Source organism: Bacillus sp. 2205SS5-2 (assembly GCF_037024155.1).
GTDB lineage: Bacteria > Bacillota > Bacilli > Bacillales > Bacillaceae_K > Bacillus_CI.
The window spans coordinates 60,964-76,266 of sequence record NZ_JAYKTS010000008.1; the positions used below are offsets into that span (position 1 = coordinate 60,964).

A 15,303-nucleotide genomic window follows, 5' to 3' on the forward strand; every position below is an offset into this window, starting at 1 on the left:
AAAAAGTAAAATAAAATACCTTATAAGGAAAAACACTCTTGCTTTTAGACGTAATTTAAATTACTATATAAAGCAGAAGGAGGATTGTTATGCACGATCACTTAAAGTTAAATGTTGCTTTATTAAAACGGCGGGTTCCTAATTTAACCGCAGCTGCTCGGTCAGTCGGTCTACGACCTGCAACCGTTTCGAATTTATGTACAGGAAAAACACCCATTGGGCGCGCAGAAGTAAAAACACTCGTCACGTTAGCCACCTTAGCGAATTGCACCCTAGATGAATTGATAATCGGAGGGAGTTCGATAAAAATGATGGAAACTGGAATTAAAGTATTAGATGTTTTCTCACCTATCGTAGAAGGAGGAACAAATGGTCTTGTCGCTCGGTCACAAGTTGGGCAGCTCGTGTTACTCAGCGAAATCTTTTATCGTATGAAGAATCGAGGGTTTACTACCGTATTGCTCGCGCCTGGTGAAAAAGGCGCTGGAATCAAGGATGTCGAATTCTCGAGCGATTTTATTTGTAACAGTGTTGATGAAGTAGTCGACTGCCTTTTGAAAATTGACAACAAAGAGCAAGTTCTTCTTGCTTCGACTCAAGCAATCGTTGTGTCTGGGGAGCTTTTCACCTTGCGCGACAAATTAGATGACGCGAAATACCCTGATATTACTACTTTTCTATTTGATCCATCTGGTCGTGCTGTTGATGAAGATGACCCTTTTGGCCCACTTGAGACGCGCCTTCAATTTGACGTAGATATCGCCGGCCGTGGTCTTTATCCAGCCGTCAATCCGGTTTATTCCACGTCTACGATGCTAGAGGACGCCCTTTTAGACAATAATCACCTCACCATCCAACGTAGAGCAAAAAAACTATTACGTCGCTATCGTGAAATTCGACTTCTATCGAACACGATTGGCTTCCAAAAATTTGCTGAAGCAGATCGACAAATCTTTCATCGCGGCGAACGACTAGAAGCCTTTTTATCTCAGCCTTTTTTTGTAGCAGAAGAATTCACAAAAATCACCGGTGAAAACGTAACCCTTCAAGACTCTCTTACTGGAATACAACGAATCGTAGACGGTGCAGCAGACGATGTCGACATCAGGCAACTAACTTATATCGGGGTATTACCTTAACAAAAGGCTGTTTTCGCAAAGATTGTGGCTTTTCGAATAAAAAGGAATCCCTTGACTTGTATGATTTCATGCTCTTTTCCTAATGAAAAATTCTTCATTTCTAGATAAAAAAGAAGAAATCAATCGAAAAAACCCTACTGCCTGTTTTTTCTTTGTGTCAAGAGCAACAATGTATACGAAAAGAGCCTATTAAAAACAGACGAAATTATTACAAAAATGTAGAATTTCACGGATTATTAAAGCCAACGTCAACAATGGATACAAAAAGAGCCCATACAGAAAAATCCCCCTGCCATTTTGGCAGGGGGATTCATAGAAGGAGACAAAATAAACATCAGATTGGGTCATCGACCATCCATTGCATTAGTTGGTGATTGTTCAGGGGTAAAGTTGTCATGGGTTATGAGTCATGGGTTTGCCCTATCCATTTCAACAGACTATAAAGCTGGTTTCCCCTTCTATGCCTTGAAGCGGAGTCTCACCACTTCAAGGACTAGAAATATTTCTCACTATCAAAATCTAATTCTACTCCATAATTTTTCGCATTAATTAAATTAGATAGCCGGTTTGCTTGACGCTCACACTCTATTGCTTTCAGACGATAGTCTTCTGGTTCGAACAAAGCTAACTTAATAATCGTGACCCCTTCGCCGAAATGGTACGGATGCTCTTCCTTCTCAGCAGTGCCAAATTCCTTGTATTTCCTCGCTTTGGCACGAAGTTGGGTAGCATATTCTATCGCTTCTACAATCGGTAAATTTTCATTATTAAACGAAATTTCATTTTCTATATTTGCTTGGTACATTAGCTTATCTAACAAACGAAAATCTTTACGCACATCTTCTAAGTCGCTCTCTACTTGAGCAAGGTTACGAACTTTAGGAGGAATTTCACTCCCTTTTTCTATCTCCACAAACGCAACTCGATCCATTTCATTCTCTAAATCATGAATTTGTTTAGATAATACACTTTTCAACTTGACCGCTTCAGCTAAAGAGATTTTTGGCATGCAGTAAACTCCTTTTCATTTGTAAATTATTACAACTAAATTAACATACTCATTCGAATCTGACAATTTTCAAGCATACTTCATGTAAAATGAGACATTATTTTTGCAAAAAAAAATTGTAAATACTGAAATACAAGAGAAAGCGAGAGACAACCATGGGATTCATAGGAATTATCTTCTTCGACTTTACCAAGCTACGAAACCAAGAAATGATTGAACAAAATGATAGCATTACTAGAAAAATCGAAGAACGAATAAATATGAAAAAAACACTTTTTTTCGAAGAATCTGCCTTTTTATTGGAGGACCTTTCGCATACATTCTGGCTATTTCATCTGTTTCTTGATTAAACCCTCTATTTCACTATTGATTTCCATTAAAAACAGACGAAAAGATGACCCGAAATAAAGCTGTTCTATAGATTATAAACTGATACAAGAGACTGCAAACTTTGCGAAAACAACCAAACTAAAAAACATTCTATCTTCTTATGGCACAGAAACAGATCTATTCGAGAGAAAAAAAGTCAAAAACCTACTAGATATAGGCTTTTGACTTTTTTATTTTCTAGACTATGATGAAACTCAATCCTTCATTTCACTGTTGATTTCCATCCAAAATGGATAATTCGCTTGACGAAAATATTCATTAGCAACTCTGTTTACGAACAGATTTATTGAAGATCTATTTCTCCAACCACTCCGTATGAAACACACCTTCTTTATCGACACGTTGATACGTATGGGCACCAAAATAATCCCGCTGTGCTTGTAGAAGATTAGCCGGCAACGTCTCTGAGCGATAGCTATCATAATAAGCCAGTGCACTTGCAAGTCCTGGAACTGGTACACCAAGTTTAATAGCGGATGCGACAACGTCTCTTGCTGCATGTTGATACGTTTCGACGATTTCTTTGAAATAGGAATCAAGAAGTAGATTATCTAACTGTGCATCGCGGTCATATGCTGTTTTAATGTTTTCTAAGAAAGCGGCACGAATGATGCAACCTCCGCGGAAGATCATCGCGATTTCGCCAGGTTTCAAGTCCCAACCATATTCTTTAGAAGCTGATTGTAATTGGGCAAACCCTTGAGCATATGAACAAATCTTGCTTAAGTACAGGGCTTTACGAATGTTTTCAATAAACTCTACCTTATCGCCTGTAAGCGTTGCATTTGGCCCTTGAAGAATTTTGCTCGCCTTCACACGTTCGTCTTTCATAGCCGAAATAAAACGAGCAAACACCGATTCGGTGATAATGGATAACGGAACTCCTAGCTCAAGAGAACTAATGCTCGTCCATTTACCTGTCCCTTTTTGACCCGCCGTATCAAGAATAACATCAACGAGCGGCTTGCCTGTTTCTTCGTCTATTTTCGTGAAAATATCGGCAGTGATTTCGATTAAATAACTATCAAGCTCCCCTTCATTCCACTCTTTGAAAATTTCATGAAGTTCACTAGCATTTAAACCTAACACATTCTTCATTAAATAATACGCTTCGCAAATCAACTGCATGTCACTATATTCGATGCCATTATGCACCATTTTTACGTAGTGACCAGATCCGTCTGGTCCAATATATGTACTACATGCGGCTCCGTTTACTTTTGCTGAGATTGCCGTTAAGAACGGCTCAACCGCATCATAGGCTTTTTTATCTCCACTTGGCATAATCGCTGGACCGTATAGTGCGCCTTCTTCCCCACCCGACACACCTGCTCCGATGAAATGAATGCCTTTTTCAGCCAACTCTTTATTACGGCGAATGCTGTCCTCGTAGTACGCATTTCCGCCATCCATCACAATGTCACCTGCTTCTAAAAATGGGACAACCGATGCAATTGCTTTATCCGTAATCGCTCCAGCCGTCACCATAAATAGAATTTTTCGCGGTCTTTCAAGCGATTGTACAAACTCTTCAACATTGTCTGAACCAACCAAGTTTTTGCCTATATTCTCTGCTAATACCTCTTGAATTTTTTCTACTGATATATCATATAAAGCGACAGAATAACCTCTGCTCTCAAAATTAAGAGCTAAGCTTTTTCCCATCACACCGACTCCAACGACACCAATTTGTTGTTTAGACAACTTCTTTAACCCCTCTCGTTGCATAATTAAATAATATTTCAATAATACTATTATAATACGAAAAATATTTTCTTGCCTTAAATTATAAAAAAATATTTTTTCATTATCCTCATTACGTTAAAATATTTTTAACACATCCTACTCGAAAAGACGTGATTAAGTGGCCGACGAAAATCAAACTCATCTTTGTTTACCTCGAATTCGATCGTATTATGCCAATTTTAGTGAAAAAGAAAAAAGAATAGCCGACTATATTTTAAAAAAACCTGATCATATCGTTCACTCGACGATCAGTCAGGTTGCTGAAGATTTGAATGTGGCTGATGCAACGGTATTTCGTTTTTGTAAGCACTTAGGATTTAAGGGCTATCAAGCCATGAAAATTTCACTCGCCTCCGAGCTCGTCACGCCTATCCAGGACATTCATGAAACCATTCATGAGGGTGATTCGGAGAAAGTAATCGCTCAAAAAGTATTCCGCTCCAATATTCGGACGTTGGAAGAATCGCTGAATATCCTCGACGATACGCAATTTCCAAAAGCCGTACAGCTTTTGTTAACCTCTCGCCGGATTGAATTTTACGGTACTGGTGGATCGGGATTTGTCGCAATGGACGCGCATCATAAATTTTTACGCACAGGACTGACTACAATTGCGTACAACGATTCTCATATGCAAATCATTTCCGCTTCTCAACTCACTCCAGATGATGTGATTGTTTTTATCTCTCATTCTGGCTCAAATAAAGATTTGTTAGACGTATTAGAAGTAGCGAAAAATAATAATGTGAAAACCATTGCCATTACCAACTTAGCAAAATCTCCTTTAAGCAAAGGGGTCGACATTCCATTATTCACCTTTTCCGAGGAAACCGAATATCGCTCCGAAGCACTCTCATCACGAATTGCACAACTAAGTATCGTCGATGCTTTATACGTCAACATCATGATGCAAAGAAAGGACCGGGCGAAGTCTTCTTTACAAAAAATGCGCGAAGCAATTTCGACGAAGAAAATTTGATTACATTGAGTGAAGCTACTCCGGGGGGTGGAGTAGCTTCTTTTTTTCATCGTAGCAGATTGTTTTTAAAGATGTATTGGCGTTTGGATAGGATTGAATAGATCACTAAATCTGATTCTCTTTATGTTCGCGTAACTAATGTTTCTCCATTTGAGATTGAACACCTGGAACTGACTAAGCATTCTCACTTTTTTACAGGTCCTCTTCCTATCCATTGCAGCTAGTGAATTTAGTCTAAAAGGACTCTCCCATTTTGACAGTGATTCCGTTTAAAAAACGCCCTGAAACCTATCTACTTAAGGGATTTATACTGCTACAGATAGCAACATTCTTTGCGAAAACAGCCCTATAAAAAAGCAGAATCCCTAACTCTGGTTCTGCTTCCATCTTTATTCCTCACGATATTCCCACATCATTTCCCACTTTCCGTTCTCCTCAACGACATAGCATGTTTGCCCGATTGACAAAACGCCAAATTGTGTTTGATCATACGTAAGGGTAACTGGAATTTTATACACAGTTGACAATGCCAGTTCTTCCTTTGTATACTTCCAATCTGTTAGCTTCACCTTTTCGCCAACTGAAAGGGTGAAGGTGGTTGCCCCCATTTCATGCATAAACACATGGGCTTTTCGTTCAATATATTTGTCCTTTCCGAATTTGTCTTTCATGAAGGGATGAAATAATTCCCATGAGCTTCCGAAATCGCCAATTTCCTCATAACTATAAAACTTTTTCACAAATGACTCCGGTGTTTGCACGGCTTCTGTTCCGCAGCTTCGAAACAGGAAAATAGATACCCCTAACAAACAAACTAACCCTCCGATCAAAAATGCACCCGAACGGTTCATCTTCAATTCTCCTCTCCGTACAAGCTCATACCTCAATGATATGACTTGAGAAGAGAATTTATGAGGGATTGAAACAATTACCTCCTAAACGAGCGTCTCTTCTTTTACATTAATTAAATCCTTTAATTCTTTTAAAAACCGTTGACATTTTTCTTCAGCAGCTTTTACAGAATTACACTGGAAAGTCACATATCCATAGTGATCTTGACCTGATCGTAAAGGAGTGACAGGATGATTTCCCTCTACTTTCATTGAAAATTGATAAGGCTGATAACGTTGTACAAGTTCTTCAACATTTCCTACTTCACTCACTACTCCATTCTTTTTAAAGTAGAGCACATCACACGAAGTCGGTTTTTGGCTATTTACTTCTTTAACTTCTATTCTTTGACCACTTGCAGCTTGGATAGCTAATGAAAGTAAATTAACTCCTGTCGAAGCTTCCACTAATTCAGGTAGTTTCGTTGCCCCCAACCTAGCTCCGATTTCAATAATAAAAGGTTCACCTGAAGAACTTAAAATAATGTCAACATTACAAGGACCATTTTCTACACCTAAGCTGGCCAGTGCTTTCGAACATTCTTGCTGGATTCTATTTACGGTCTTTTCATCTAGCTCTGAAGGCATCGAATGTCCAACAGGGCAAAGATTCTCCACATTATCGTTATGAACAAAGCAATAAATCATTTTCCCCTTATATGAAAAAGTCTGTGCCCCCATTTCGATTCCGTCCACAAAACCTTCAATTATTACTTTGCTTTTGTTGGAAAAAGATTTTGCTATTTCAAAAGCTTCGTCAACTTGTTCAATTGAAGTAATTTTACTTACCCCTCTGCTCCCAGAGCTATCCACAGGCTTAATAATAAAGGCTCTTTCCAAGAGCTGTTGTTCAATTTCCGTTTTAATTGATTTAATATCGTCATAACTATGAGCGACATAAAATGGTGGAGAGTGTACTTCACCTTTCAGAAACTGTTCTCTCATTTTATGCTTATCTGTCACGAGTTCTGCAATTCCTGTCCCTTGCTTAGGTAGATCTAATGCCTCATTTACATAACAGACGGTTGGAACTGCCAAGTCACTTGACATCGTAAAAGAGCCAATGACCTTGTAATCCTTGGCAATTTTAATCACACCATCCACATCTAATGTATCAACTTGTTCAAAGTAATCTCCCACCCTGCTGCCAATGCAATCAGGTTCACGATCGACAACCAATACTTTAAAGCCCAATTCCTTTGCCTTTTCAATGGCGGGTAAGTGACCGACACTTCCACCAACAACTAAAAAAATATTCTTCATTAGAATCCCCCTATATACTTAATAATTCTAAGAAACTTGGCGACTACGATAAATATTTTCCATTTTAATAAGTTTGATTATGGTAAGGCAAATAATTTTCAAATCTAGCCATAGGCTGAAACGTTCGATATATTCAATGTCATATAGTATTTTGCGGTCCCAATTAATCGAGTTCCTTCCTCTCACTTGAGCCAAACCTGTTATCCCAGGCGAAAAATCAAATCTTCTTTTTTGAGGAGCAGGATATTCCTCATACATATATGGATAATAAGTTACAGGTGGTCTAGGACCTACAAAGCTCATTTCTCCTTTCAGTATGTTATAAAGCTGAGGAAGTTCGTCCAAGCTAAATTTTCTTAATACACTACCTATTTTAGTAATTCTTGTGTCGTTATTATCATGAAATATACCTGTTCCTATATTTTCTGCTCCTTGAACCATTGTTCTAAATTTATAAATATTAAATACTGTTCCGTTTTTTCCTAAACGAGGCTGTAGGAAAAATACTGGTCCAGAAGATGAACATTTCACTAAAACCGCCACGATTAAAAATAATGGTGAGAGTAACAGTAATAAGATACATCCGAAGACTATATCCGCTACCCTTTTGACATAAAATTGAAAGATAAGTCATCCCTCCAAATAGATTAATATCGTCCAGCATTGATTCACAAACTTGTACTAATCAACTATCATTTTCAGGAGAAGAGTAGTAATTATTATCACCTTTGTCTTCTATATAATCTAAGTCTAAATTAGTATAAAAGTAACTTCTTGCAGAGTCTGAAGTAAACTTTACCACTGGAGATGAATGCTGAAGAAGATGCTCATCCCATATGATTCCCTCGAAACGGTTATCCGTTCCTGTTACAGTAAGTATATTTTTGGTATTTTCAGATATTTGAATCTGAAGTCCCCTAAAATCATTTCCTGAGGCTTCGTTGTAACCAGTTCCTCCATCAATAACAATGCAATTCACACAATCTTCCAGCACAATATCAATAAATTGATTGCCGTTTACCCAGTTATACTCATCCTTTTTCGTTTTTCTGGCCTGCAACAAAATTCCTTTGTCAAAACCAATTATTTTAACTCGACCAATATGCATAAAACTAATATAATCTCCTGCTTCTTCAGCATATAAGGCAAGCCCTGTTCCCTTGTTATTTCCACTCGTATTTAATAAGGTTACATTATTGATTTGTGTCTTATTCATTGACCAGTGACGACCATTTCCGTGTATAGTAATGACATCCGATCCGAACTTTGGATTTACCACTTCAATCGTTCCATTTTGGATTGAAGCATCTTTTTCTAACATAAATCCATTTGTGTCTCCTTCAAGATAAACCGTCGTGTTCAACCCTAATTCTAAGGAAACACCTTCTCTTACAATAATAGTTGATGTAATCAAGTATTCACGGTTTCCTAAAAGTTTTACCACTCCATTAGTTGAGTCTTTGCTAGAATCTATCGCTTGTTGAATGGCTTGTGAATCATCTTTTAGATCATATCCATCTGCTCCAAATTGTTCTGGGCTTATATATTCTGCATTAGAATCCTTATTAGCAATAATTGGTTTATCTTTTATAAAGAATAGATAGACCAATAGTAGAAAACCTGACACTATTAAAATGACTACGTACTGTCTAATTGTATACATTGTATTAAAAATGCCACCTTCCACTTCAAATTCTACATAGATTTATTCTTGTTTTTACTAGGTTGCTCTCTGCTACTTCGCTCTTGCTTGGACATAATTTTGCTTAGGATCAAATAGAAGTTTTTCTTTTTTCATCCCGATCCCAATCCGGCCGGAAACATATTTTCCAAACGGTAATTTATTTAGTACATACGTAGAAATCATGGAAAGCAAAGTACTTCCAGTGACGTAAAGAAGGAATTCCACTGCGGGTGAAAATGTATAGGAAATGATTGAAAAAACCATATACATAACTGCTAAATAAAACGGGTGAAATAAATAAATTCCGAAAGAATACTGACTGATTACTATGAAGAATCTGGGGATATTTTTCATTTGATTTGCTGCGTAATATAACAATAAGATGAGGCTAGTTGAGTAGAAGACCATATCTACCCTTTTAGATGAAATCACTTCAATCCATCCTAGACGATCTATCGTTAGGCTAATGATCGCGAATAGGATTGGTGTAATTAATATCCATTTGGCAGATTTTTTTAATGATGTAATAAACTCTTCATAATAAACTCCACAATAATAAGCTAAGGTGAAATAAAAGAGCCAACCAGGAAATGGTATCCAGTAAAATGTTTCCCAAATATACTCCCAAATAGGTGTTGGAAGTGGATTCGTAAAGTTGAAAAACCCTAAATATGCAAGAGTAGTTAAGAGTGAGAGTCCAATCATTAAAACAGGGTTTGCTTTTTTCAGCAATTTATGAAAAAAATAATGGAGCAAATAAAATTGAAAAATGACTAGAATAAAATATCCATGATAATCACCTAGTATTAAATGCTTCCATAAGAATGTTAGAAATAATGTAACCACATGCCCTTCTGAGCCTAAAGATTCCTGTATAGCCTTTGCTAACGCATAAAATGTTCCAAAGAATAGAAAGGGCAGAAGCACGTATTTAATTCGCTTCCCCCAAAAAGTGGACGGGAGTTCCTCACGATAGGTTTTGGCAAGAATAAATTCTGATATAAAGATAAATATCGGCGTACTACAAACAAGTAATAATTTCACAAGGCTAATTATTACTGAAGATCCCTCAGGAAACACTCGATCAACTGAATGTAGGATCACAATTCCCAAACAAGCTACACTTCTCATTAGGAAGATTTCGTTCACCATCTTATTCAATGTTGTTTTCCTCCTTCTCATCCCATCAATTCTCTAAAAAACGTTCAAACATTGCGTAGATGATTTTTTTCGCTACCCCACCATGTATCCCAAAACTATTTCCAACCATCTTTATATACTCAGTTCCAGTAATAAGAAGCCCTTTTTTGCTTGTCCACCAAAAATATGATTGATAAAAACTATCACTTGATACAAAATTCAAAGTAATATCGCTACCTCGATATTCTTTCTCAAAGAGAAGTTTCGTTCTTCTCATATGGTAATTTGAAGTTACAATTATTGCCGATCTTAGTTCTTGCTCCTTCATCATTTCTTTTGTATAAGTAGCATTGTCTTGAGTACTGATCGAAGCCCACTCCAACAGGAGCTGATCACGATCCACCCACTTTTTTATGTGAGACAACCATCCTTTTTCACCTGCATTTGATAACAGTATAAGGGGAGCATAATTTTGCTGATATAGACTAATAGCTTTTTCCAACCTTCCTTCATCTCCGCTTAAGACAATGATAACGTCTGACTTCCGTGGCACTTCGCTGTATGTTAAAAAATTCCCAGGTACTAAGCAAATTAGCAAAAGGAATAGTAAAAAAATGCATAGTATTTTTTTATACCTTCCTAAGCAAAGATTAATAGACATCCTCGCTACCACCCGAATCAGCCACTAACATCTCTAACCAATTGATAGATTGATTGATAGGTGTATCGACGATCAAAATAACCTTCAGCCACCTTCCTAGAGTTATTACCATATAGTTTTCGTGAAATTTCATTATGATATAGCTCTTCAATAAGGGTAGCAAGCTTTATATAATCTCCTGGCAAATAGCTTTCTCCTAGCTGATATTGAGAAATCATTTTCTTAAATTCTTCATTTTGACTAGAATTTAATATTGGTAGCCCCGCAGAAAGATAGTCTCCAATTTTATTCGTTATACTTTGTTGAGCACCTCTCGAGATAGCATTTGCTGCAATATCAGATTGTGAAAGGAGGGGAACCATATCTTGATAAGATAAATGCCCTAAAAAATCAACAGGTGCTTCTAATGTTTGGGCTAGTAGTTCAAATTTTGATTTATGTGGGCCAGATCCCATAATTTTAAAACGTATATCTTTTATTCCTTTGTTTTTTAAATGTGCTACCGCTTTAATAACCGTTTCAATATCATAGCTGTAACTCAATGTACCAATATAAGTTATCCAAAACGTGTTTTTTTCTACAACATTCTTCCTTTTCGTATCATCAAAATAGCCTAGATCTGTTCCAATATAAACAGGCAAGTACATTTTTGCATATTTATTGACCATCTCCACTCTATCTACATAACTTTGTGAAACCCCCACCACATAATCTGCTAATTTATAGATCTTGTTTGCATAAAGAGTCAAAGGAAGTAACATTACGTTAGTAATCTTCTCTGGAAGCGGAACTGCCGTCTTAATAGCTTCTGGCCAAACATCTTGAATATCTAGTACAAAAGGAATTTTCTCTCGTTTAGCATATCGGCCTACCTCAAGCGCGGATTCCATCATTGGATATGCACAATATAAAAGATCTGGTTTTTGTTTTAATGTCTTTAAGTAAGCTTTTAAATTTCTCGCAAAATGACGATGGCTTAAAACTCTTCCGATTCCTATATTTTTCTTGTATCCTCTCTCTCCCATGAGCTCAACATTATAGTTCACCTTTTCCGACATATCCTTTACTACATCCTCATTTCTAAATTTCTTGGTTTGATGTCTAAAATTACTTGTCACTAACGTAACCTTATGGCCCTGCTCTGAGAGTTTTCGCGCAATATACTCGAAGCGGTTGAATCCTTTTTCTCCTCGTAAGATTGTAAAAGGTGCTACTAATATAATTTTTTTAGGGGTGTCCTTCATATTAATTCACTTCCTTTCTCTAAATCATTAACTTACAACTGTTTTTGGAATAAGCTGTTCTGGGTTTTTCGCAATTTCTAATAGAGATCTTCGCAAGGAATTTTCATCCATTTCCTCAAAGTTTTTAATTTGCTCTAGAACTGCATAAGTATTTATATCTAGAGATTTCCCAACATAGATTTTTGGGTGTACTTGTTGAGTTTCTTCCTCTCCATCATTTAATAATTCTTCGTATAACTTTTCGCCAGGTCTCATCCCCGTATAAGTAATGCCCACTTCTTCTTCTGTAAGGCCGCTTAATTTAATCAAGTTCTTTGCTAGATCTACAATTCTCACAGGTTCCCCCATATCTAAAACAAAAATCTCTCCACCCTTTGCTAAAGCAGCCGCTTGTAAAACGAGCCTTGACGCTTCTGGAATGGTCATAAAAAAGCGCTCCATGTCCGGATGTGTCACGGTTACAGGTCCACCTTTCATAATTTGCTTCTTAAATAGTGGAATGACACTCCCTCGGCTCCCAAGTACATTACCAAAACGAACCGCAACAAATCTGGTTACACTGTGTTGATCTAAGTTTTGAACTATCATTTCTGCGATGCGTTTGGATGCACCCATGACACTTGTAGGATTAACAGCTTTATCTGTTGAAATCATCACAAAAATTTCTACTTCAGCAGCATCAGCGGCTTCGGCTACATTCTTTGTACCAAAAATATTATTTGACACTGCTTCATCAGGGTTTCGTTCCATCAGTGGAACGTGCTTATGAGCAGCTGCATGAAAAACAGCCGTTGGTTTATATTTTTTCATTATGGTAAACATCTTATCTCGATCTCTAACATCTGCAATTTCTGTAACTATGTTTATTCCTTTACTTTGAAGAGCTCTCAATTCCATCTCTATTGAATAGATACTGTTTTCTCCTCTTCCTAACAGGACGAGTTGTGCAGGATGGAATGCTGAAATTTGACGACAGATTTCAGAACCAATCGATCCTCCTGCCCCAGTTATCACTACGACACCTCCTGAAATATACTTTTGTATAGAGTAGGTATCTAGTTCTATTGGTTCTCTCCCTAGTAAGTCGCTTACATCTACTTCTTTTATTTCATTTACTGCTATTTTTCCAGTAACTAAGTCTTCAAACATTGGTAGCATCTGAGTAGTTTTATTTGTTTGTTGACACATCGTATATATTTCATTTAGCTGCTTTTTATTCAATGAAGGTATGGCGATGACGATATTTTCAATATTTAATTGATCTACCTTTTCCTTAAGTACATTCATCCCACCTACAACCGGAATGCATTGAATATCAAGATGTTGCTTTCTTTTATCGTCATCGATGAATGCAACCGGATACAGTTCGCACTCTTGACTCTGCCTTAATTGCCTAGCAACTAATGTCCCCGCTGATCCAGCGCCAATAATAAGTGTGCGCTTTTTTCTCGTTGTATTTTGGTGTTTTACCTCTTTCATTACTAGTCTCCACGAAACTCTCGAAGCGCTTATGAGTATAACTTGAAGCATCCATGTAGAAATGAGAACTCTGAAATATACGTCGTCAGATACCAGCCATTGAAAGCCCATCACAAAAATGATTGAAAGACTAACCGACTTAATAATAATAAGTATTTCATCTAAACTGGCATATTCCCAGGCACGCTTATACAGTTTATAAAAGGTTGCCAGAATAAGATGTGAAAGAACCAACAATCCAGATAGAATAAATAATGATAGAGTGAAAATCGGTGAATTTGGGAATAACAACAGTGTACTCAAATAGATCGATATGAAGATAATTAGTGTATCAATTGCTACTAAAGACCAAAGACGATTGGTTTTACTCAAAATTAACAACTCCTTTCCTGAATTTCTACTATCAAAAGTGAGTGGTTGCGATACACAATTAAATTCTTTATAAAATGTAATAATTCTTTATATAGAACATCAAGGCATTAAAAATAACTCTCTCTCTTCTTCTTTATTCAGGGAGATAAATCGTTTTATACATGCTATTACCCTAGTTATATCTAGCTCATCCATATTTGTCCCTGACGGAAGACAGATTCCTGTTTGAAATAGTTTTTCTGAAATACTCCCCTTCTCATCATGAGGGAAAAATGCGCATTGCTCTAGGAGTGGTTGAAGATGTAATGGTTTCCAGATGGGACGCGATTCAATATTCTCTTCTTTTAGAAATTCAATAAGAGCCCTTGGTGTAATACCCAACAAATCTGTATCAATAGTCATGCTTGTTAACCACCGATTATGTTTTACATCTGGAGATTCTTTCATCATGTTAATCCCTTTTATCTCACCTAATTCTTGTTCATATCGACAAAAAATCCACCGTTTTGCTTCCACTCTTTCTTCGATTACTTCCATTTGTGATCTTCCAATACCTGCTAAAATATTACTCATTCGATAATTATATCCTATTTGACTATGCTGATAGTGGAGCGCAGGATCCTTAGCCTGTGTGGCTAAAAATTTCGCTCTTTCCATTGCTTCCTTATCATTTGAAACGAGCATTCCACCACCTGAAGTTGTTATGATTTTATTTCCATTAAATGAATAGATTCCGTACTTTCCAAACGTTCCACTCTTTCTTCCCTTATATTCTGCGCCCAGCGATTCAGCTGCGTCTTCGATAATCGGCACATCATACTGATTACAAAGAGCAATAATTTCATCCATGTTTGCACTATGACCATAAAGGTTTACTACAATGACAGCTTTGGGCAGTTTATGATTTTTGACTGCTTCAATAAATGCTTTTTTCAATGCTTTCGGGCTCATATTCCACGTTTCTTCATCTGAATCGATTAATACGGGAATTCCCTTTTCATATAAAATGGGATTTACACTTGCGACAAAGGTCAGAGTTGAACAGAAGACTATATCGCCTGGTGCGACATTACAAAGTTTTAGTGCTAAGTGAATGGCTGCTGTTCCGGAATTTAAAGCTAATGCATGATCAACCCCAACGTATTTGGCGACACATTTTTCAAATTCATCTACGTTAGGACCTAGAGGAGCAACCCAATTCGTATCAAACGCTTGGTCAATATATTTTCGCTCGTTTCCTGTCATATGAGGAGCTGAAAGATAGATTTTCTTTTCTGTCAAAATCATTCACGTTCACCTCTTCTTTA

General features: G+C 37.1%; 13 protein-coding genes. 2 read left to right on the forward strand and 11 right to left on the reverse strand.

Annotation, left to right across the window (positions count from 1 at the left end):
• Positions 1–89 precede the first annotated feature (89 nt).
• A complete protein-coding gene (locus U8D43_RS07665) occupies positions 90–1,139 on the forward strand; it encodes an ATP synthase beta subunit C-terminal domain-containing protein (RefSeq protein ID WP_335870598.1) in 1,050 nt (349 codons plus the stop codon).
• Between the two features lie 493 nt (positions 1,140–1,632).
• On the opposite strand, the gene U8D43_RS07670 is transcribed toward U8D43_RS07665, so the two are convergent.
• Together U8D43_RS07670 and gnd are read right to left on the reverse strand one after the other, a co-directional pair.
• A complete protein-coding gene (locus U8D43_RS07670; RefSeq protein ID WP_335870599.1) occupies positions 1,633–2,148 on the reverse strand; it encodes a hypothetical protein in 516 nt (171 codons plus the stop codon).
• Between the two features lie 684 nt (positions 2,149–2,832).
• Complete coding sequence (gene gnd / locus U8D43_RS07675) at positions 2,833–4,242, reverse strand: NADP-dependent phosphogluconate dehydrogenase (RefSeq protein WP_335870600.1); 1,410 nt, start codon at positions 4,240–4,242, stop codon at positions 2,833–2,835.
• A 160-nt stretch (positions 4,243–4,402) separates the two neighbouring features.
• On the opposite strand from gnd, the gene U8D43_RS07680 reads away from it, so the two are divergent.
• Positions 4,403–5,263: a MurR/RpiR family transcriptional regulator gene (locus U8D43_RS07680; protein ID WP_335870601.1), complete on the forward strand. Its 861-nt coding sequence runs from the start codon at positions 4,403–4,405 to the stop codon at positions 5,261–5,263.
• 389 nt (positions 5,264–5,652) lie between these two features.
• Here U8D43_RS07680 and U8D43_RS07685 read toward each other — a convergent pair whose 3' ends face one another.
• From U8D43_RS07685 to U8D43_RS07725, 9 genes are all read right to left on the reverse strand, one after another.
• On the reverse strand, positions 5,653–6,114 hold the full coding sequence (locus tag U8D43_RS07685; RefSeq protein WP_335870602.1) for a hypothetical protein: 462 nt from the start codon (positions 6,112–6,114) through the stop codon (positions 5,653–5,655).
• Between the two features lie 84 nt (positions 6,115–6,198).
• Positions 6,199–7,416, reverse strand: coding sequence for an ATP-grasp domain-containing protein (locus tag U8D43_RS07690; RefSeq protein ID WP_335870603.1), 1,218 nt, complete (start codon positions 7,414–7,416; stop codon positions 6,199–6,201).
• Between the two features lie 27 nt (positions 7,417–7,443).
• On the reverse strand, positions 7,444–8,043 hold the full coding sequence (locus U8D43_RS07695) for a sugar transferase (RefSeq protein ID WP_335870660.1): 600 nt from the start codon (positions 8,041–8,043) through the stop codon (positions 7,444–7,446).
• Between the two features lie 58 nt (positions 8,044–8,101).
• Positions 8,102–9,079, reverse strand: a complete 978-nt coding sequence (locus tag U8D43_RS07700) for a hypothetical protein (RefSeq protein WP_335870604.1) — start codon at positions 9,077–9,079, stop codon at positions 8,102–8,104.
• A gap of 72 nt (positions 9,080–9,151) precedes the next feature.
• A complete protein-coding gene (locus tag U8D43_RS07705) occupies positions 9,152–10,252 on the reverse strand; it encodes an acyltransferase family protein (protein ID WP_335870661.1) in 1,101 nt (366 codons plus the stop codon).
• A 34-nt stretch (positions 10,253–10,286) separates the two neighbouring features.
• A complete protein-coding gene (locus U8D43_RS07710; protein WP_335870605.1) occupies positions 10,287–10,901 on the reverse strand; it encodes a YdcF family protein in 615 nt (204 codons plus the stop codon).
• Positions 10,902–10,918: 17 nt separating this feature from the next.
• Complete coding sequence (locus U8D43_RS07715; protein ID WP_335870606.1) at positions 10,919–12,145, reverse strand: glycosyltransferase family 4 protein; 1,227 nt, start codon at positions 12,143–12,145, stop codon at positions 10,919–10,921.
• Between the two features lie 27 nt (positions 12,146–12,172).
• Entirely contained in the window at positions 12,173–13,996 is a 1,824-nt protein-coding gene (locus U8D43_RS07720; RefSeq protein ID WP_335870607.1) for a polysaccharide biosynthesis protein, read from the reverse strand.
• Positions 13,997–14,095: 99 nt separating this feature from the next.
• The gene (locus U8D43_RS07725) at positions 14,096–15,283 is read right to left on the reverse strand and encodes an aminotransferase class I/II-fold pyridoxal phosphate-dependent enzyme (RefSeq protein ID WP_335870608.1); all 1,188 of its coding nucleotides are present in this window, start codon (positions 15,281–15,283) and stop codon (positions 14,096–14,098) included.
• Positions 15,284–15,303 lie beyond the last annotated feature (20 nt).